This window comes from Paraburkholderia sp. TE9906, from assembly GCF_056279605.1.
This window is the reverse complement of record NZ_JBWCCT010000007.1, coordinates 214,644-234,172: the sequence shown is the minus strand read 5'-3', so window position 1 is coordinate 234,172 and position 19,529 is coordinate 214,644. Positions and strand designations below refer to the sequence as shown.

Sequence of the window (19,529 nt, the reverse complement as noted above, 5' to 3'; positions counted from 1 at the left end):
GTACGGACAGGGGCGCGTTCGGACGAAGCCGGCCGCGGGTGCTTGGCTGTTAATTTGACTCGCATGAAATCTCACACTGCAATCGCGCGCAGCAGTTCGGTCTCGACCTGAATTTGCAGGCGGTTGTCCGACAGACCGTGTCCATCCAGCAGGAACACGTCTTCGACGCGTTCGCCGAGCGTATTGATCCGCGCCGACGCGACGCCGACCCGGTGCTCGGCCAGCACGCGCGCGATCGAATAAAGAAGGCCTGGCCGGTCGTTCGCCGACACGGACAGGATGTAGTATTGGCCGCGCTCGTCGGCCCGAAGATCGACGCGCGGCGTGACAGGGAAGGTCCGCGACAGCCGCGACAAACGGCCTTTCGACGGCCCCGGCAAAAGGGTTCCGTGGCCGGTGAGGCGTGCGGTCAGTTCCTGTTCGACCAGATTGGCAATATCGCGATAATGCACGTCTTCTTCGGTATGCGCGACGAGGAAATTATCAAGCGCATAGCCGTGGCGGGTCGTGCTGACCCGCGCATCCAGCACCGACAGGCCGTTGCGGTCGAAATACGCGCAAATCCCTGCGAACAGATCGGGCTGATCCTTCACGTACACGAGCACCTGCAACGCTTCGCCTATCGGCGACGGGCGAGCCCGCACGATCGCCGTCGGCGCTTCGACATGGCGATACAGCACGCGCGTTTGCCACGCGATGTCCGCCGCGTCGTGGCGCAGGAAGTAGCCGATGTCGAGCTTGTCCCAGAGCGCCTTTTGCGCGCCTTCCGGCACGGTTTCGAGGCGCAGCAGCGCGAGCGCCTCTTCCTGGCGGGACTTCAGTTCCGAATGCGCGTCCGGCCGCGCGCCGCCGAGGACAGCCAGCGTCGCGCGGTACAGATCTTCGAGCAGCTTGCCTTTCCACGTGTTCCAGACTTTCGGGCTGGTGCCGCGAATGTCGGCCACGGTCAGCAGATAAAGTGCGGTGAGGCGGCGCTCGGTGCCGACGAGTTCGGCAAAGCGCTTGATAACTTCCGGATCGCTCGTATCCTGCTTCTGCGCGACCTGGCTCATCGTCAGATGCTGCTGCACCAGCCAGACGACCAGGTCGCCGTCCTCGCCCTCGATGCCGTGATGGCGGCAAAAGCGCCGCGCGTCGACCATGCCCAGCGTGGAATGATCGCCGCCGCGGCCCTTGGCGATATCGTGAAACAGCGCCGCCACGTACAGTACCCACGGCCGTTCGAGGTTGGCGATCAACTGGCTGCAGAATGGATACTCGTGCGCGTGTTCGGCTACGGCAAAGCGGCGCAGATTGCGCAGCACCATCAGGATGTGCTGGTCGACGGTGTAGACGTGATACAGGTCGTGCTGCATCTGCCCGACGATGCGCCGGAAATTCAGCAGGTAGCGCCCGAGCACGCTCGTCTGGTTCATCAGCCGCAAAGCGTGCGTGATGCCCGCCGGCTGCTTCAGGATGTCCATGAACAGGCGCCGGTTTTCCGGATCGCGCCGCCAGTGCTGGTCCATCACATCGCGCGCGTTGTAGATCGCGCGCAGCGTGCGTGCCGACAGGCCTTTGACGCCCGGCGTCTGCTCATACAGCAGGAAGGCTTCGAGGATCGCGTTCGGCTCGCGCTGGAACACGTCGTCGCTGGCGATTTCCAGCATCCCCTGCTTTTCGACGAAGCGCGCCGACAGCACGCGCGTAATGCCGCTCGTGCTGGGAAAGAGTTGCGCCTCGATGTTCTGGATCAGGATCGTGGCGAGCTGCGTGACGGCCTTGGCGGCCCAGTAGTAGCGGCGCATCAGCTGTTCGCTGGCGCGCTTGGTGACGGTCGGCTTGTAGCCGAAGCTCTCGGCCACGGGCGTCTGCAGGTCGAACACCATGATGTCCTGACGACGCCCGGCGATCACATGCAACCGCGCGCGCAGCGACTTCAGGAAACCTTCGTTGTGGCGCAGTTCGCGCGCTTCGCGCTCGGTGATCAGCTCGCGCGCCTCGAGTTCGCGCCAGCTGCTGCCGAAACCGGCCGCCTGGGTGATCCAGAGAATCAGCTGGAGGTCGCGCAGGCCGCCCGGGCTTTCCTTGATGTTGGGTTCGAGCGCGTACGGCGTGTCCTGAAACTTGGCGTGGCGCTGGCGCATTTCCAGCACTTTCGCCTGAAAGAAGGCTTTCGGGTCGAGCGCCGCGCGGTAGCGCTTTGCAAAGTCGTCGAACAGCGCGGCGCTGCCCGTGATACGCCGCGCTTCCAGCAGCGAGGTGCGCACGGTGACGTCGTTGGCGGCTTCTTCGAGACATTGCGACACGCTGCGCACGCTGCTGCCGAGTTCCAGCCCCAAATCCCACGCGAGGCTGATAAAACGCTCGATGCGCGCTTCCAGATGCTCGATCGGCGCATCGGGCAGCAGCACGAGGATGTCGATGTCGGAGTGCGGCGCCAGCTCACCCCGCCCGTAGCCGCCGACGGCCAGCAGCGCCAGTTCGTCCGGCAGTTCGCACGTGTCCCAGGCGGCGCACAAGGAGTCGTCCGTCGTGCGCGCGAGGGCGGCCATCAACGCATCCACGTTGGTGGCCGTTCTGAAGCGTTCCAGCAATTGGGCTTTGGCCACTTTGTAGTCCGCCTTCAGCGACGTGGCATGGGATGGGGCGACGACTGGAACACTACTCATTGGCAGGTGGACGGTAAGGTCGGAGGTCGGTCAGGCGGTGGTGGCGACGATCGGCGGACGCGCCGGCGTGCCCGCGGAAACGGTCAGGACGTCGTAACCGGTTTCCGTGACGAGCACCGTGTGTTCCCACTGCGCCGACAGGCTGCGGTCCTTGGTCTTGACGGTCCACTGGTCCGGCATGGTGCGGATGTCGCGGCGGCCGGCGTTGATCATCGGCTCGATCGTGAAGATCATGCCGGCCTGCAGTTCGAGCCCGGTACCGGGGCGGCCGTAGTGCAGGATTTGCGGGTCTTCGTGGAATACCGTGCCGATGCCGTGGCCGCAATATTCGCGCACCACGCTGTAGCCCTGGCCTTCCGCATGCTTCTGGATCGCATGGCCGATGTCGCCGAGATGCGCGCCGGGGCGCACCTGGTCGATGCCGAGCCACATGCATTCGAAGGTGGTCTGCACGAGCCGTTTGGCCAGAATCGAGCCTTCGCCGACGATGAACATGCGGCTCGTGTCGCCGAAATAGCCTTCCTTGATGACGGTGATGTCGATGTTCAGCGCATCGCCGTTCTTCAGGGTCTTGTCGCCGGGGATGCCGTGGCAGATCACGTCGTTGACGGAAATGCAGGTGGCTTTCGGGTAGGGCGGGTAGCCGGGCGGCTGATAATTCAGCGGCGCCGGAACCGTGCCCTGTTCCTTCAGCATGTATTCGTGACACAGACGGTCGAGTTCGCCGGTCGTGACGCCGGCCTTGACGAACGGGGTAATGTAGTCGAGCACTTCGCTCGCAAGTTTGCAGGCGACGCGCATCTGCGCGATATCGTGTTCGTTTTTGAGCGTAATAGCCATGAGTCGGGCCTGAAATGCGATTTATTGCGAGATTATCGCACCATATTCTCGCTGCCGCAGGCTTTTGCGGCGGGGCTGGCGCGTTTGACGGGCGCTTTTGCCGGCTGCCCGAGCAGCAGTCTGGCGGGTCTGCGGATAGTGGTCCGGGCAAACTGCCGGGACTTTGACGAGCGCCACGCCGTACTGAGGAGACGCCCGTGTCCGCGCCGCACGCGTTGCGGCGATGGCAAACTCGCGGTGCAACCCGGCCGCGGCAAAGGGGAGCGACCAGGCGGGTTGAGTCAGTTCATAGGCGCGTGCTATAATCTTTGGCTAAGTCGATCCATGTCCTGTTTTAATTTGCTCAGTATGAGTGTCTCATAGGGAGCAAAGGCAGGCAGGGAGGCTTCTCATAACGCCGGTTGCCTGCGCTATGAGGTAAGGCGGTACCAGGCAGCAAACTCGCAAGCCGGCGCACCCAGGGTGTCCGTCGCGTTCCAGCCAAAGAAGAAGGCGGGCGCGGCCGATACGGCAGTCGGCTTAAGACCCAACCCTCGCGGAGATTTTCATGGCAGTTACCATGCGTCAAATGCTGGAAGCCGGTGTCCACTTCGGTCACCAAACGCGCTTCTGGAACCCGAAGATGGCCCCCTTCATTTTCGGCCATCGCAACAAGATTCACATCATCAACCTCGAAAAGACGCTGCCGATGTACAACGACGCGCTGAAGTACGCGCGTCAACTGGCAGCGAACCGCGGCACGATCCTGTTCGTCGGCACGAAGCGTCAATCGCGCGACACGATCGCTGAAGAAGCGCAGCGCGCTGGTATGCCGTTCGTCAACGCACGCTGGCTCGGCGGCATGCTGACCAACTTCAAGACGCTGAAGGTTTCGATCAAGCGCCTGAAGGACATGGAAGCGGCGCTGGAAGCAGGCGAAACCGAACGCATGAGCAAGAAAGAAGCGCTGCTGTTCGAACGCGAAATGGCCAAGCTGCAGAAGTCGATCGGCGGCGTGAAAGACATGGGCGGCATTCCGGACGCGATCTTCGTGGTCGACGTCGGCTACCACAAGATTGCCGTCACCGAAGCGAACAAGCTCGGTATTCCGGTCATCGCAGTGGTCGACACGAACCACTCGCCGGAAGGCATCGACTACGTGATCCCGGGTAACGACGACGCCTCGAAGGCTGTCGCTCTGTACACGGCTGGCGTGGCCGACGCGATCCTCGAAGGCCGTGCGAACGCGGTCAACGAAGTGGTGCAGGCTGCACGCGGCGACAACGGCGACGAGTTCGTCGAGGTCAACTCGGAAGCGTAAAGCTGCCCCGTGTCCGGCAAAAAAGGGGGCTTTCTACAGGCCCCCTTTTTTTAAGCCGCGACATTGTAGTGGGGCGCTGCAGGCGGTGCCCAACGCGTTGTTCGTAAAAAATTACGTGGAACGCTGAAACGAATTCTTGCCGCCGGTATCGAAGTGCGGGCGGTGTGTGACAGACGGAACTCAAGGAGCAAATGATGGCGGCAATTACCGCAAGCATGGTTGCAGAACTGCGCGCAAAGACCGACGCGCCGATGATGGAATGCAAGAAGGCGTTGACGGAAGCCGACGGCGACATGGCGCGCGCTGAAGAGCTGCTGCGCGTGAAGCTGGGCAACAAGGCCAGCAAGGCAGCGTCGCGCGTGACGGCTGAAGGCGTGGTTGCATCGTTTATCGGCGGCAATGCAGGTTCGCTGGTCGAACTGAACTGCGAAACCGACTTCGTTTCGAAGAACGACGACTTCCTGGCTTTCTCGAAGCAGATCGCCGAACTGGTCGCTACGCAAAACCCGGCTGACGTCGCTGCTCTGTCGGCACTGCCGCTGGACGGCTCGACCGTCGACGCGGTGCGCCTCGCACTGGTCGGCAAGATCGGCGAAAACCTTTCGATCCGCCGTTTCGTGCGCTTCGATACGGCTAACAAGCTGGCAGCGTACCTGCACGGCACGCGTATCGGCGTGCTGGTCGAGTACACCGGCGCGGACGAGCAGGTCGGCAAGGACGTGGCGATGCACATCGCTGCAATGAAGCCGGTTTCGCTGTCGTCGGACGACGTGCCGGCGGACCTGATCGCCAAGGAACGCAGCATTGCTGAACAGAAAGCCGCCGAATCGGGCAAGCCGGCTGAAATCGTCGCCAAGATGGTCGACGGCAGCGTGCAGAAGTACCTGAAGGAAGTGTCGCTGCTGAACCAGACGTTCGTTAAGAACGACAAGCAGACGATCGAACAGATGCTGAAGGCTGGTAACGCGAGCGTGCAAAAGTTCGCGCTGTTCGTGGTCGGCGAAGGTATCGAGAAGAAGCAGGACGACTTCGCAGCAGAAGTGGCCGCGCAAGTCGCTGCTGCAAAGCAACAATAAGTCTCACCGAAGCTTCACAGTAGTATTGTTGGACCCGCGGCGGAGCAAGACTTTGCCGCGGTCGGCAGCGCCGCAAGGCTGCGCGCGGGTTGACCCTCGCAGCGCAGCCGCGGGCGGACCTGAAGGTTCGTCAATTTGGCGGCGCTTGCCCGAATCAGCATTTCACCCCTACATTAGTCCCTTGTTGTTGCCCTGTTCTGCGCGATCTGGATACCCCTATGCCCACTGCCTACAAACGCGTCCTGCTCAAACTCTCCGGTGAAGCTCTGATGGGCGACGATGCCTTCGGCATCAATCGCGCGACCATCGAACGAATGGTGGCGGACGTGGCCGAAGTGGTCCGTCTCGGAACGCAGCTGGCCGTGGTGATCGGCGGCGGCAATATTTTCCGCGGCGTCGCGGGCGGTGCGGCCGGTATGGATCGCGCCACGGCTGACTACATGGGCATGCTGGCCACGATGATGAACGCGCTGGCGCTGCAGGACGCGATGCGCCACGCCGGTATCGAAGCGCGCGTGCAATCGGCGCTGCGTATGGACCAGGTGGTCGAGCCGTACATCCGGCCCCGCGCGATTCGCCAGCTCGAAGAAGGCAAAGTCGTGATTTTCGCGGCCGGCACCGGCAATCCGTTTTTCACGACCGACACGGCCGCCGCACTGCGCGGCTCGGAAATCGGCGCGGAAGTCGTGCTGAAAGCAACCAAGGTGGACGGCGTCTATTCGGCCGATCCCAAGAAAGATCCGAGCGCGACCCGCTACACGACGATCAGCTTCGACGAAGCAATCGGCCGCAATCTGCAGGTGATGGACGCCACGGCGTTCGCGCTGTGCCGCGACCAGAAGCTGCCGATCCGCGTTTTTTCGATCGTCAAGGCAGGGGCGCTCAAGCGCATCGTACAAGGCGAGGACGAAGGCACGCTCGTCCACGTGTAAACTCTCGTTCACATAACGTGGGCTTTGACGCGGGCCCCAGGCCGCCGCCTATCGCGCGCGCAGGCCGGCTCGCACCGTTTTGAAGGTTCGGAGGTTTAAAAATGTCTGTGGCTGATATCAGGAAGGGCGCTGAACAAAAAATGCAGCGCTCCATCGACGCGTTCAAGAACGACCTGTCGAAGATCCGCACGGGCCGTGCGCACACGGGCCTGCTCGATCACATCCAGTGCGATTACTACGGTTCGCCGGTGCCGATTTCGCAGGTCGCGAACCTGACGCTGATCGACGCACGCACGATCGGCGTGCAGCCGTGGGAAAAGAAGATGGTCCAGGTCGTCGAAAAGGCGATCCGCGAGTCGGACCTCGGTTTGAACCCGGCCACGCAAGGCGACGTGATCCGCGTGCCGATGCCCGCGCTGACCGAAGAACGCCGCCGCGAACTGACCAAGGTGGTCAAGAGCGAAGCGGAAACGGCCAAGGTTGCGGTCCGCAACCTGCGTCGCGACGCTAACGAGCAATTGAAGAAGCTCGTGAAAGACAAGGAAATTTCGGAAGACGACGAGCGTCGCGCAGGCGACGACGTTCAGAAGCTGACAGACAAGTTCGTCGCTGAAATCGACAAGCTCGTCGTGACGAAAGAAGCCGAGATCATGACGGTCTGAGATCGGCCGGCTCTTGGGAAAACGCGGGTTGCCCGACGTTTTCCCGGTCCCTCGGGGGGCTCGGCTCGAAAGCCGGGCGGGGAGCCACTCAGCACCTTCACGATTTTCACTTCTTTATTTGCAGTCACTGTCCAACGGCCATGACCTATACCAGCTCAACCGTGCGCGTGCCTGATGTCGCCGCGGTGCCGCGACATATCGCGATCATCATGGATGGCAACGGCCGTTGGGCCACCCAGCGGCGCTTGCCGCGCGTGGCGGGCCATACGCGCGGCGTCGACGCGGTGCGTGCGGCCGTCGAGGCGTGCGCCCGGCAAGGCGTCGAATACCTGACGCTGTTTGCCTTCAGTTCCGAGAACTGGCGCCGTCCGAACGAGGAAGTGTCGTTCCTGATGCGCCTGTTCGTCACCGCGCTGGAGCGCGAGATCGGCAAGCTGCACGCAAACGGCATCCGTTTGCGCGTGGTCGGCGATCTGGACCGTTTCGATACGCGCATCCGCGACCTGATCAAGCGAGCGGAAACCAAAACCGCACGCAATACCCGTCTCACGCTGACGATCGCCGCGAATTACGGCGGGCGCTGGGACATCATGCAGGCCACCCGCAAGCTCGCCGAGCAGTCGGCGGCAGCGGGCAAGGCAGTCGAGGTCAACGAGGATTCGTTCGCGGAGCACCTGTCCATGGCTTATGCGCCGGAGCCGGACCTGTTCATCCGTACCGGCGGCGAGCGCCGCGTCAGCAACTTCCTACTGTGGCAGCTCGCGTACACCGAGTTCTACTTCACCGACACCTTCTGGCCGGATTTCGATGCCGACGCGCTTGGCCACGCGATCGCTTCGTACGCGGAGCGTGAACGCCGCTTCGGCCGCACCAGTGCTCAACTCGAGCCGCAATCGCAAAACGTCGATTCGCTTCCATGCTAAAAACCCGTGTCATCACGGCGATCATCCTGCTGGCCGTGTTCCTGCCGGTCACGCTGTTCGCGCCGGTTGGCGCGTTCGGTGCGCTGATCGCTTTCGTCGTCGTGTTCGCCGCATGGGAGTGGGCGCGCCTGCTCAAGCTGGGCGGCGCCGGTCCGGTCATCTACGCGCTGGTGGCGGCGGTCGCGCTGGTCGCGAGCACGCGGCTCGGCACGGGCGTCGTGGAGGGCCGGTCGCTCTTCAAGGCGGCGGCCATCTTCTGGGTCATCGCCGGGCCGTTCGTGCTACTGCGCAAGCCAACGCTCGCGCAGGGCGCATGGCGTATCTTTCTGTTTCTTGCCGGCATTGTGGTATTCGTCGCGTGCTGGCATGCTCTCGTCGCCGCGCGCATGCAGGGCGTACCCTTCGTGCTGTCGCTGCTCCTATTGGTATGGCTGGCCGATATCGGCGCATACTTCTCCGGAAAAGCGTTCGGAAAACACAAGCTGGCGCCTGCCATCAGTCCGGGCAAGACTTGGGAGGGCGCGATCGGCGGCTGGCTGGTGGTGATGATCGTCGCCGCGGCGGCGGTCTTTTTGCACGCGTTCGAGCCGACCCTGTATTCTGCGCTGCTGGCGCAATGGGGCGCCGTGCGCACACTGCTCGCACTGACCTTGCTGGTGGCCTTCAGCGTGGTGGGCGACCTGTTCGAATCGATGATGAAACGCCAGGCCGGGGTGAAAGATTCAAGCGGCCTGTTGCCGGGGCACGGCGGCGTGCTCGACCGCATCGACGCATTATTGCCGGTGCTGCCGCTTGCCATGCTGCTGCTCGGCTAGAGAAAGAGATATGCAAAAACGTCTGACATTGCTCGGTTCCACGGGCTCGATTGGAGACAGCACGCTCGACGTCGTCGCGCGTCATCCCGAGCGCTTTTCGGTTTATGCGCTCTCCGCGCATCGCAACGGCGACAAGCTCGTCGAGCAATGCCTGCGCTTCAAACCCGTAGTCGCGGTGGTCGGCGACGCCGACACCGCCGCGCGCGTCGCGGCGAAACTGCGCGATGCGGGTAGCAAGACCGAGGTCACGTACGGGCCGCAAGCGCTCGTCGACGTATCGAAGAGTGACGGCTGCGATACGGTGGTGGCCGCGATCGTCGGCGCAGCCGGCCTCGCGCCGAGCCTCGCGGCCGCACGCGCCGGCAAACGCATCCTGCTCGCCAACAAGGAAGCACTGGTGATGTCCGGTGCGATCTTCATGGACGCGGTGCGCGACAACGGCGCGGTGCTGCTGCCGGTCGACAGCGAACACAACGCGATTTTCCAATGCCTGCCGCGCGAAGCCGCGCTGCACGGCGGCGTCTCCAAGATCATCCTGACCGCGTCGGGCGGCCCGTTCCGCACCCGCGAACCGGCCACGCTCGTCGACGTCACGCCGGACGAAGCCTGCAAACATCCGAACTGGGTCATGGGCCGCAAGATTTCGGTCGACTCCGCGACGATGATGAACAAGGGCCTCGAAGTGATCGAGGCGCACTGGCTATTCGGTTTGCCGGGCGAGCGTATCGACGTGCTGATTCACCCGCAAAGCGTGATCCACTCGCTGGTTTCGTACGCCGACGGCTCGGTGCTCGCGCAGCTCGGCAATCCCGACATGCGCACGCCGATCGCACACGCGCTGGCGTTCCCGGATCGCGTGGATTCGGGCGTCGCCCAGCTCGATCTCGCAGAGATCGCCTCGCTGTCGTTCGAGAAGCCGGACTACGCGCGCTTCCCGTGTCTCGCGCTGGCGATGAAGGCGCTGGCCGAGGGCGGTATCGCGAGCGCGGCCCTGAACGCCGCGAACGAAATCGCAGTGGAGGCGTTCCTGTCGCGCCGGATCGGTTTCATGACGATCGCGCGGGTGGTCGACTCGGTGCTCAACGCTTTGCCGAACCGCAGCGCGCACGCGCTCGAAGACGTGATCGAAGCGGATGCCGCCGCGCGTCGCGCCGCTGCCGAATTCATCGCGCGTCTGCCCGACGGCGCCCGTCGTACGGAACGCGCCGTCCAGTGAGGCGCTTATGAATCTGCTGATCGAACTGCTCGCCTTCGCGGTCGCGATTGGCGTACTCGTGGTCGTCCACGAGTACGGGCATTACAGTGTCGCGCGTCTGTGCGGCGTGAAGGTGCTGCGCTTTTCGATCGGCTTCGGCAAACCGCTGTTCCAGTGGGTGAGCCCGAAGACGGGCACCGAATGGACCATTGCCGCGTTGCCGCTCGGCGGCTACGTGAAGATGCTCGACGAGCGTGAAACCGGCACCGCGCCGATTCCCGCCGACGAGTTGCCGCATGCGTTCAACCGGCAGTCGGTGTGGCGGCGCTTTGCGATCGTCGCGGCCGGCCCGGTCGCGAACTTCCTGCTGGCCATCGTCCTGTTCGCGCTCGTATTCGCCAGTGGCGTGACGGAGCCGGCGGCGGTGGTCGCGGCGCCCGCACCGAATACACCGGCGGCCGTGGCCGGATTCGAGGGTGGCGAGACCATTGTCGCAGTGCGGACCGGCACGGCCGACGATTCGGACCCGGTGCGCTCATGGTCGGATCTGCGCTGGAAATTGCTGGGCGCGGCATTCGATCAGAAGCACATCGTGCTGAGCGCGAAAGACGCGCACGGCGTCTCCGATTTCCCGCTCGACTTGCGCGGTATCAGCGAGAAAGACGTCGACGACGACTTCATGTCGCGCCTCGGATTCGAGCCGGGCGGCGGCAAGCTGATCGTGGCCGGCGTGCAGCCGGGCAGCGCGGCGCAGCGAGCGGGCCTCGTCGCGGGCGATCGTTTGCGCGCCATCAATGGCACGCCGACCGACAATGCCACGACCTTCATCGCTTATGTAAAATCGCACGCCGGCCAGCCGGTGACGTTGCAGGTGGAGCGCGGCGGCCGGGGCGCTCAGGCGGCGGGCAAGCTCGAAGACATCAGCATCGTGCCGCAATCGCAGCGCGATCCCGCGACCGGTCAGCAGATCGGCCGCATCGGCGCCGAACTGGCGACCCAGGTGCCGTCGATCGACGTGCGCTACGGGCCGATCGAGAGTGTGCAACTGGGCGCGCGCCGTACGTGGGATCTGGCGGTTTATTCGGTGCGCATGTTCGGCAGGATGATCGTCGGCGAAGCATCGCTGAAAAATCTTTCCGGTCCGGTGACGATCGCCGACTACGCAGGAAAGAGCGCACGTCTGGGTCCTTCTGCATTCCTGTCGTTCCTGGCCCTTGTCAGTATTAGCCTTGGCGTACTGAACCTGCTACCAATTCCGGTATTGGACGGGGGTCATCTGTTATATTATTTGGTTGAAGCTGTGACCGGTAAAGTTGTCTCCGATCGCTGGCAACTCGTTTTTCAGAGGGCGGGTCTCGCCTGCATCGTCGCATTGTCGGCGATCGCGCTGTTCAACGATCTGGCTCGTTTAATCCATTTTTAAAGTGTCCGGCGGCGTTCACGATGGCGACCGCCTGACCTGATGCAGCTATATACACTGGGGAAGCACGTTGTTTAAACCTCATCGCTTTGTTCCAAAAACGGTTATAGCCGCGGCCTTCGCCGCGCATGGGCTGGTTGCTCACGCAACGTCGCCCTTCGTGGTGCAAGACATCCGCATTGAGGGATTGCAACGCGTCGAACCCGGTACCGTGTTCGCGTATCTGCCGATCAAGCAAGGCGACACGTTTAGCGACGACAAGGCGTCCGAAGCGATTCGCGCGCTGTATGCCACGGGCTTCTTCAACGACGTCAAGATCGCGACCGAAGGCAACGTCGTCATCGTGCAAGTGCTGGAACGTCCGGCCATCGGCACGATCGACTTCGCCGGCATTCATGAATTCGACAAGGAAAACCTGACCAAGGCGTTGCGCGCGGTCGGTTTGTCGCAAGGCCGTTACTACGACAAGGCGTTGGTCGATCGCGCCGAGCAGGAACTGAAGCGCCAGTACCTGACGCGCGGTTATTACGCCGCCGAAGTGACCACCACCGTGACGCCGATCGACCGCAATCGCGTGTCGGTGCTGTTCTCGGTCGCCGAAGGTCCGAGCGCGAAGATCCGCCAGATCAACTTCATCGGCAACAAGGCGTTCAGCACGGGTACGCTGCGCGACGAAATGCAGCTGTCCACGCCGAACTGGTTCTCGTGGTACACGAAGAACGACCTGTACGCGAAAGACAAGCTCACCGGCGACCTCGAAAACGTCCGCTCGTATTACCTGAATCGCGGCTATCTCGAGTTCAACATCGAGTCGACCCAGGTGTCGATCACGCCGGACAAGAAGGACATGTATCTGACGGTCACGCTGCACGAAGGCGAGCCGTACACGATTTCGAACATCAAGCTGGCCGGCAATCTGCTCGATCGCGAAGCGGAGCTGACCAGGCTGATCAAGATCAAACCGGGCGACCGTTTCTCGGCTGAAAAGCTGCAGGCCACCACGAAGGCGATCGTCGACAAGCTCGGCGAATACGGCTACGCGTTCGCGACCGTCAACGCACAGCCGCAGATCGATCAGACCAACCACAAGGTCGACCTGACGCTGCAGGTGGACCCGAGCCGCCGCGTCTACGTGCGCCGCATCAACGTGGTCGGCAACACGCGCACCCGCGACGAAGTAGTGCGCCGTGAAATGCGTCAGCTCGAAAGCTCGTGGTTCGACTCGAACCGCCTCGCGCTGTCGAAAGACCGGATCAACCGTCTGGGTTACTTCACCGACGTCGACGTGACCACGGTGCCGGTCGAAGGCACGCCGGACCAGGTCGATGTGGACGTCAAGGTGGCCGAAAAGCCGACCGGCGCGATTACGCTGGGCGCGGGTTTCTCATCGACCGACAAGGTGGTGCTGTCGGCGGGCGTATCCCAGGACAACGTGTTCGGTTCGGGCACGAGTCTCGCGGTGAACATCAATACCGCGAAGACGTACCGCACGTTGACGGTCACGCAGGTCGATCCGTACTTCACAGTCGACGGCATCAAGCGTATTACCGACGTCTACTACCGCACGTACCAGCCGCTGTACTACTCGACGGATTCGAGCTTCAAGATCGTCACGATCGGTGGCGACCTGAAGTTCGGTATTCCGTTCTCCGAAGTCGACACGGTGTATTTCGGCGCGGGTCTTGAGCAGAACCAGTTGGACATCGACTCGAACACGCCGCAAAGCTACATCGACTACGTGCATGAGTTCGGCCGCGTGTCGAACAACGTGCCGATCACGGTGGGCTGGTCGCGCGACGCGCGTGACAGTGCGCTGGTGCCGAGCCGCGGCTACTTCACGCAGGCGAACGCCGAATACGGCACGCCGATCGGCGGCACGCAGTACTACAAGGCCGACATCAACGCGCAGTACTATTATTCGTTCGCGCGTGGGTTCGTGCTGGGCTTCAACTTCCAGGGTGGCTACGGTAACGGCCTGGGTGGCAAGCCTTATCCGATTTTCAAGAACTACTACGCGGGCGGTATCGGTTCGGTGCGTGGCTACGAGCCGAGTTCGCTGGGTCCGCGCGACGCGAAGACGGGCGACCCGATCGGCGGCTCGAAGCTGCTGGTGGGTAACGTCGAGTTGACGTTCCCGCTGCCGGGTACGGGTTATGACCGCACGCTGCGCGTGTTCACCTTCCTCGACGCCGGTAACGTCTGGGGCACAGAAGGCAACAGCGTTGGCGCGAACGGCCTGCGTTACGGTTACGGTGTCGGTCTCGCGTGGATTTCGCCGATCGGCCCGCTCAAGCTCAGCCTGGGCTTCCCGCTGACGAAGCACACCGGCGACCAGTATCAGAAATTCCAGTTCCAGATCGGGACGGCGTTCTGATCACGGCCGCAGGCGGCCAGCCAAACTACAGTATCGAGAGGATGACTTTGCTAACCGGTATGTTTTCGAAACGTGTAGCGTGCGCGATGGCGCTGGCAATGACCTTGGGCGTCGGGGTAGCGCACGCGCAGGAGGCGAAGATCGCCGCGGTGAATTCCGACCGCATCCTGCGCGAATCGGCGGCGGCGAAAGCCGCCCAGGTCAAGCTCGAGGCCGAATTCGCGAAGCGTGACAAGGATCTCGCCGACATGGCGCAGAAGCTGAAGTCGATGTCGGATTCGCTCGACAAGAACGGCGCGTCGATGTCGGCCGCCGATCGTGCGCAGAAACAGCGCGATCTGTCGCAACTGGACACGGACTTCCAGCGCAAGCAACGCGAATTTCGCGAAGATCTGAATCAGCGCCGCAACGAGGAACTGGCGGCGGTGCTCGACCGCGCCAACAAGGTCATCAAGCAGATCGCCGAGGCACAGCACTACGATCTGATCGTGCAGGAGGCGGTGTACGTGAGCCCGCGCATCGATATCACCGACCAGGTGCTCAAGGCGCTGGCGGCGTCGGGCAACTGAGGGTCGCCCGGTGTGTGGCCGTGTACACACGCCCACACCGGCACGCCGCCGCGCGCGGACGCAATAACAGGTTGGATTGAACAGCAGGAGACAGGACAGGCATGGCATTTACGCTCGAGGACATCGTCCAGCGGTTCGGCGGTACGGTAGTCGGAAACGGTTCGCAGTGCGTCGGCAGTCTGGCGCCGCTCGACCAGGCAGGCCCGAACCAACTGGCGTTCCTCGCCAATCCGAAGTACCTGTCGCAGGTTGAAAGCACCCGCGCGGGCGCGGTGTTGATCAACGCCGACGACCTCGCGAAGCTGGCTTCGCGTGAGGGCCGTAACTTCATCGTCACGCCGAACCCGTACGCTTACTTTGCGCGCATGGCGCAAACCTTCATCGACCTCGCCGCGCCGAAGGCCGCGCCCGGCGTGCATCCGAGCGCCACCATCGATCCGTCGGCGCAGGTGGCAGCAAGCGCGGTGATCGGCCCGCACGTCACGGTGGAAGCGGGCGCCGTGATCGGCGAAAACGTCCGGCTGGACGCCAATGTCGTGATCGGCCGGGGCACGCGCATTGGCGCGGATTCGCACCTGTACCCGAATGTCGCCGTGTACCACGGCTGCGAACTCGGTGAGCGCGTGATCGTGCACGCGGGCGCGGTGATCGGCTCGGACGGGTTCGGCTTTGCGCCGGATTTCGTCGGCGAGGGCGACGCGCGTACCGGTAGCTGGGTCAAGATTCCGCAGGTCGGCGGCGTGTCGATCGCGGCGGATGTCGAAATCGGCGCGAACACCACGATCGACCGTGGCGCGATGGCCGATACGATCATCGAAGAATGCGTGAAGATCGACAACCTCGTGCAGATCGGCCACAACTGCAAGGTCGGCGCGTACACGGTGATCGCCGGTTGCGCGGGCATCGCGGGCAGCACGACGATCGGCCGTCATTGCATGATCGGCGGGGCGGTTGGCATTGCCGGGCACGTCACGCTGGCCGATTATGTAATCGTCACCGCGAAGTCGGGCGTGTCGAAGTCTCTCCTGAAGCCCGGTATATACACCAGCGCGTTCCCGGCCGTGAACCATGCGGACTGGAACAAAAGCGCGGCCCTGCTGCGCAATATCGATAAGCTTCGCGATCGTATCCGGGCGCTCGAAAGCGCCGCGGCCGACGGTTCGGGCAACGCGGAGCCCCATGCGGCGGGCAACGCGGCAAGCAATTCCGCAGGCGAGAAGGCTTGAGATAAGCCTTGAGATATCAGGGCGGTTCGTCGGCCTCGCGTAAGCTTGCCGGCACCGCGTAAAATAGCGGGCAAGCATCACGAAGCAAAGTCGGTTGCCGTGACCGGGTGGCACGGCCGCCGGATCATGGCGGGCGCCTGCAGCACGCGTTTTCAACCCACCTGCACCAGCATCCGCAGTCATCATCGCGCAGTCAATGCGTGAGCAGAAACACCATGAGCACCGAAAAAATCAATCTCGACATTCATAAGATTCTCACGCTGCTGCCCCATCGTTACCCGATCCTGCTGGTCGACCGGGTGCTCGAACTCGAGCCGCACAAGTGCATCAAAGCGTTGAAGAACGTGTCGATCAACGAGCCGTATTTCCAGGGGCACTTCCCGACCCGCCCGGTGATGCCCGGCGTGCTGATTCTTGAAGCGCTCGCGCAAACCGCAGCGTTGCTGACGTTTTCGGAAGAGCCGAGCGATCCGTCGAACACGCTGTATCTGTTCGTGGGTATCGACAATGCGCGCTTCAAGCGCGTGGTGGAGCCGGGCGATCAGCTGATCCTGAACTGCACGTTCGAGCGTCATATGCGCGGCATCTGGAAGTTCAAGGCGCGTGCCGAAGTGGATGGCGTCGTGGCGGCGGAAGCCGACCTGATGTGCGCGGTGCGGCACACGGACAAAGACGCTTAAGCGAGCGTCAAGGCAGCGAGGGTGCGGGCGGCGGGTGTTCTGACACCGGCGCGGCCGGTCCCGCCAGAAGCCCATCCACACAACGCAACAGAATCAGAAGCGAGGACGCATGAGCAGGATTCATCCCACTGCGATCGTCGAACCGGGCGCACAACTCGACGAATCCGTCGAAGTCGGTCCGTACGCCGTGATCGGCGCACATGTGACGATCGGCGCACGGAGCACGGTCGGTTCGCATAGCGTGATCGAAGGCTACACGACGATCGGCGAAGACAACCGGATCGGCCACTACGCATCGGTCGGCGGCCGTCCGCAGGACATGAAGTACAAGGACGAGCCGACCCGGCTCGTGATCGGCAACCGCAACACGATCCGCGAGTTCACGACGATCCACACCGGCACGACGCAGGACGCCGGCGTCACCACGCTCGGCGACGACAACTGGATCATGGCCTACGTGCACATCGGGCACGATTGCCACGTCGGCAGCAACGTCATTCTGTCGAGCAACGCGCAGATGGCCGGCCACGTGACGATCGGCGACCACGCGATCATCGGCGGCATGTCGGGCGTGCATCAGTTCGTGCGCATCGGCGCGCATTCGATGCTGGGCGGCGCATCGGCGCTGGTGCAGGACATCCCGCCGTTCGTGATCGCCGCCGGCAACAAGGCCGAGCCGCACGGCATCAACGTCGAAGGCCTGCGCCGCCGCGGCTTCTCGCCGGATGCGATTTCGGCGCTGCGTACGGCATATCGTGTGCTGTACAAGAACGGTCTGTCGCTGGAAGAGGCGAAGGTGCAATTGCGCGAACTCGCATCCGCCGGCGGTGACGGCGACGCACCGGTGCAGACGCTGCTCGCGTTTGTCGAAGCCTCGCAACGCGGCATCATCCGCTAACCGATGGCATTACAACCCAGTCCGCTACGCGTCGCGATGGTGGCCGGCGAGCCGTCCGGCGACCTGTTGGCGGCGTCGCTGCTCGACGGTCTCGCGAGCCGTCTGCCCGCCGGCACCCAGTACTACGGGATCGGCGGTCCGCGCATGATCGCCACGGGTTTCGACGCCCATTGGCCGATGGAAAAGCTCACGGTGCGCGGCTATGTCGAGGCGCTGCGGCACATCCCCGAGATTCTCGGCATTCGCAACGAGTTGAAGCGCCAGTTGCTGGCCGAGCCGCCGTCGGTGTTCGTCGGCGTGGATGCGCCCGATTTCAATTTCGGCCTCGAGCACGCGCTGCGCGACGCGGGCATTCCGACCGTTCACTTCGTCTGCCCGTCGATCTGGGCGTGGCGCGGCGGGCGCATCAAGAAGATCGCCAAAGCGGTCGATCATATGCTGTGCGTGTTCCCGTTCGAGACGGCACTGCTGGAAAAGGCGGGTGTCGCGGCCTCGTACGTGGGCCATCCGCTTGCCGACGACATTCCGCTCGAACCCGACACGCTCGGCGCGCGCCGTGCGCTGGGCCTCGCGGAAAGCGGCCCGATCATCGCGGTGCTGCCAGGCAGCCGGCGCTCGGAAATCGATCTGATCGGCCCGACTTTTTTCGCCGCGATGGAAATGATGCAGCACCAGGAGCCCGGTCTGCGTTTCGTGATGCCGGCGGCCACGCCGACCTTGCGAGACATGCTGCGACCGCTGGTCGATGCGCATCCGGGCCTCGCGCTGACGATTACCGACGGTCAGTCGCAACTCGCCATGACCGCCGCCGACGCGATCCTCGTGAAGAGCGGCACGGTGACGCTCGAAGCCGCGCTGCTGAAGAAGCCGATGGTCATTTCGTACAAGGTGCCCTGGCTGACCGGCCAGATCATGCGCCGCCAAGGCTATCTGCCGTACGTTGGCCTGCCGAACATTCTGGCCGGACGCTTCGTAGTGCCGGAAATCCTGCAGCACTTCGCGACGCCGCAGGCGCTCGCCGAAGCCACACTGAAACAGTTGCGCGACGAAGCCAACCGGCGCACGCTGACGGAAATCTTCACGGAGATGCATCACGTGCTGAAGCAGAACACCGCGCAGCGTGCGGCGGAAGTCGTGGCGAGCGTCATCGAAAAGCGCACGGGGCGGCTGTGACCATCACACGCGCACCCCGCCGTAAGGCTGCGTCCGTCGCAGGAGCGGCAGCGCAGGTCGGCCTGAACTTCGAGACGGCCGACGACATCGTCTGCGGCGTCGACGAAGCAGGGCGCGGTCCGCTGGCTGGCCCCGTCGTCGCGGCTGCGGTGATTTTCGATCCGGCCAGGCCGATGATTCGCGGGCTCGACGATTCGAAAGCGCTCAGCGCGAAGAAACGCGACGAGCTGTACGACAAGATCGTCGAGCGCGCGCTCGCGTACTGCATCGCGTCGGCGACGGTCGAAGAAATCGACTCGCTGAACATCCTGCACGCCACGATGCTGGCGATGAAGCGCGCCGTGGAAGGCCTCCCGGTCGTGCCCACGCTCGTCAAGGTCGACGGCAATCGTTGTCCGACGCTGAGCATTCGCAGCGAAGCGGTGATTGGCGGCGATGCGCTCGTGAAGAGCATTTCGGCGGCGTCGATTCTTGCCAAAGTCACGCGCGACCGGATGCTGCTCGAACTGCATCAGCGCCATCCGGTATACGGTTTCAATGCGCATGCCGGTTATGGCACGCCGCAGCACCTCGCGGCGCTGCGCGAGCATGGGCCGTGCGAGCACCATCGGCGCTCGTTCGCGCCGGTGCGCGAAGCGCATCTGCGATTCGGCACGGGCGTGCCGTTGCCGGCAGCGCAAGTCGTCATCGTGCCGGGCGCGCTGAGCGACGCGATGCTCGACGACGACGCCTTCGGCGAACGCAGCGGCATCTGAATACCCTCTGAGCGACGCGCGCTTGCTCGCGCGCCGCTCG

The 19,529-nt window shown here is 63.4% G+C and carries 17 protein-coding genes; 15 read left to right on the top strand and 2 right to left on the bottom strand.

All coding sequences use genetic code 11. The features are described from left to right. Positions 1-71: 71 nt before the first annotated feature. Positions 72-2,651 (bottom strand): [protein-PII] uridylyltransferase, encoded by a 2,580-nt coding sequence (locus ACZ9H4_RS20665; RefSeq protein ID WP_476120591.1) that lies wholly within the window; start codon positions 2,649-2,651, stop codon positions 72-74. A gap of 30 nt (positions 2,652-2,681) precedes the next feature. After that, positions 2,682-3,491 (bottom strand): type I methionyl aminopeptidase, encoded by an 810-nt coding sequence (map, locus tag ACZ9H4_RS20660; protein ID WP_476120589.1) that lies wholly within the window; start codon positions 3,489-3,491, stop codon positions 2,682-2,684. A 547-nt stretch (positions 3,492-4,038) separates the two neighbouring features. Between map and rpsB the strand changes: the two genes are divergently transcribed. The 15 genes from rpsB to rnhB all read left to right on the top strand — a co-directional run bounded on the left by rpsB (position 4,039) and on the right by rnhB (position 19,489). Further along, positions 4,039-4,791 (top strand): 30S ribosomal protein S2, encoded by a 753-nt coding sequence (rpsB, locus tag ACZ9H4_RS20655; protein ID WP_042323115.1) that lies wholly within the window; start codon positions 4,039-4,041, stop codon positions 4,789-4,791. Between the two features lie 194 nt (positions 4,792-4,985). Then, a complete protein-coding gene (gene tsf, locus ACZ9H4_RS20650; protein WP_121317542.1) occupies positions 4,986-5,867 on the top strand; it encodes a translation elongation factor Ts in 882 nt (293 codons plus the stop codon). Between the two features lie 218 nt (positions 5,868-6,085). After that, positions 6,086-6,799, top strand: a complete 714-nt coding sequence (gene pyrH / locus ACZ9H4_RS20645; RefSeq protein ID WP_168665297.1) for a UMP kinase — start codon at positions 6,086-6,088, stop codon at positions 6,797-6,799. Between the two features lie 101 nt (positions 6,800-6,900). After that, entirely contained in the window at positions 6,901-7,461 is a 561-nt protein-coding gene (gene frr, locus ACZ9H4_RS20640; protein ID WP_012433445.1) for a ribosome recycling factor, read from the top strand. Between the two features lie 140 nt (positions 7,462-7,601). Next, positions 7,602-8,384 (top strand): polyprenyl diphosphate synthase, encoded by a 783-nt coding sequence (gene uppS / locus ACZ9H4_RS20635; RefSeq protein WP_121317546.1) that lies wholly within the window; start codon positions 7,602-7,604, stop codon positions 8,382-8,384. Further along, the gene (locus ACZ9H4_RS20630; RefSeq protein ID WP_408149146.1) at positions 8,378-9,199 is read left to right on the top strand and encodes a phosphatidate cytidylyltransferase; all 822 of its coding nucleotides are present in this window, start codon (positions 8,378-8,380) and stop codon (positions 9,197-9,199) included. The genes uppS and ACZ9H4_RS20630 overlap by 7 nt, the downstream gene beginning before the upstream one ends. Positions 9,200-9,209: 10 nt before the next feature. Continuing rightward, positions 9,210-10,415, top strand: coding sequence for a 1-deoxy-D-xylulose-5-phosphate reductoisomerase (locus ACZ9H4_RS20625; protein ID WP_408149144.1), 1,206 nt, complete (start codon positions 9,210-9,212; stop codon positions 10,413-10,415). Positions 10,416-10,422: 7 nt separating this feature from the next. Beyond that, a complete protein-coding gene (gene rseP / locus ACZ9H4_RS20620) occupies positions 10,423-11,817 on the top strand; it encodes an RIP metalloprotease RseP (RefSeq protein ID WP_408149142.1) in 1,395 nt (464 codons plus the stop codon). A 67-nt stretch (positions 11,818-11,884) separates the two neighbouring features. Further along, positions 11,885-14,188: an outer membrane protein assembly factor BamA gene (bamA, locus tag ACZ9H4_RS20615; RefSeq protein WP_408149140.1), complete on the top strand. Its 2,304-nt coding sequence runs from the start codon at positions 11,885-11,887 to the stop codon at positions 14,186-14,188. Positions 14,189-14,235: 47 nt separating this feature from the next. Continuing rightward, on the top strand, positions 14,236-14,757 hold the full coding sequence (locus tag ACZ9H4_RS20610; RefSeq protein ID WP_174772087.1) for an OmpH/Skp family outer membrane protein: 522 nt from the start codon (positions 14,236-14,238) through the stop codon (positions 14,755-14,757). 101 nt (positions 14,758-14,858) lie between these two features. Further along, positions 14,859-15,983 carry a UDP-3-O-(3-hydroxymyristoyl)glucosamine N-acyltransferase gene (gene lpxD / locus ACZ9H4_RS20605; RefSeq protein ID WP_408149138.1) on the top strand — a complete coding sequence of 375 codons (1,125 nt, stop codon included), beginning with the start codon at positions 14,859-14,861 and terminating at the stop codon, positions 15,981-15,983. 215 nt (positions 15,984-16,198) lie between these two features. Further along, positions 16,199-16,663, top strand: a complete 465-nt coding sequence (fabZ, locus tag ACZ9H4_RS20600; protein WP_012433437.1) for a 3-hydroxyacyl-ACP dehydratase FabZ — start codon at positions 16,199-16,201, stop codon at positions 16,661-16,663. A 109-nt stretch (positions 16,664-16,772) separates the two neighbouring features. Next, positions 16,773-17,561: an acyl-ACP--UDP-N-acetylglucosamine O-acyltransferase gene (gene lpxA, locus ACZ9H4_RS20595; RefSeq protein WP_168665304.1), complete on the top strand. Its 789-nt coding sequence runs from the start codon at positions 16,773-16,775 to the stop codon at positions 17,559-17,561. A 3-nt stretch (positions 17,562-17,564) separates the two neighbouring features. Further along, complete coding sequence (gene lpxB / locus ACZ9H4_RS20590) at positions 17,565-18,734, top strand: lipid-A-disaccharide synthase (RefSeq protein WP_408157117.1); 1,170 nt, start codon at positions 17,565-17,567, stop codon at positions 18,732-18,734. Then, the gene (gene rnhB, locus ACZ9H4_RS20585; protein ID WP_408157119.1) at positions 18,731-19,489 is read left to right on the top strand and encodes a ribonuclease HII; all 759 of its coding nucleotides are present in this window, start codon (positions 18,731-18,733) and stop codon (positions 19,487-19,489) included. The genes lpxB and rnhB overlap by 4 nt, the downstream gene beginning before the upstream one ends. Positions 19,490-19,529: the final 40 nt, after the last annotated feature.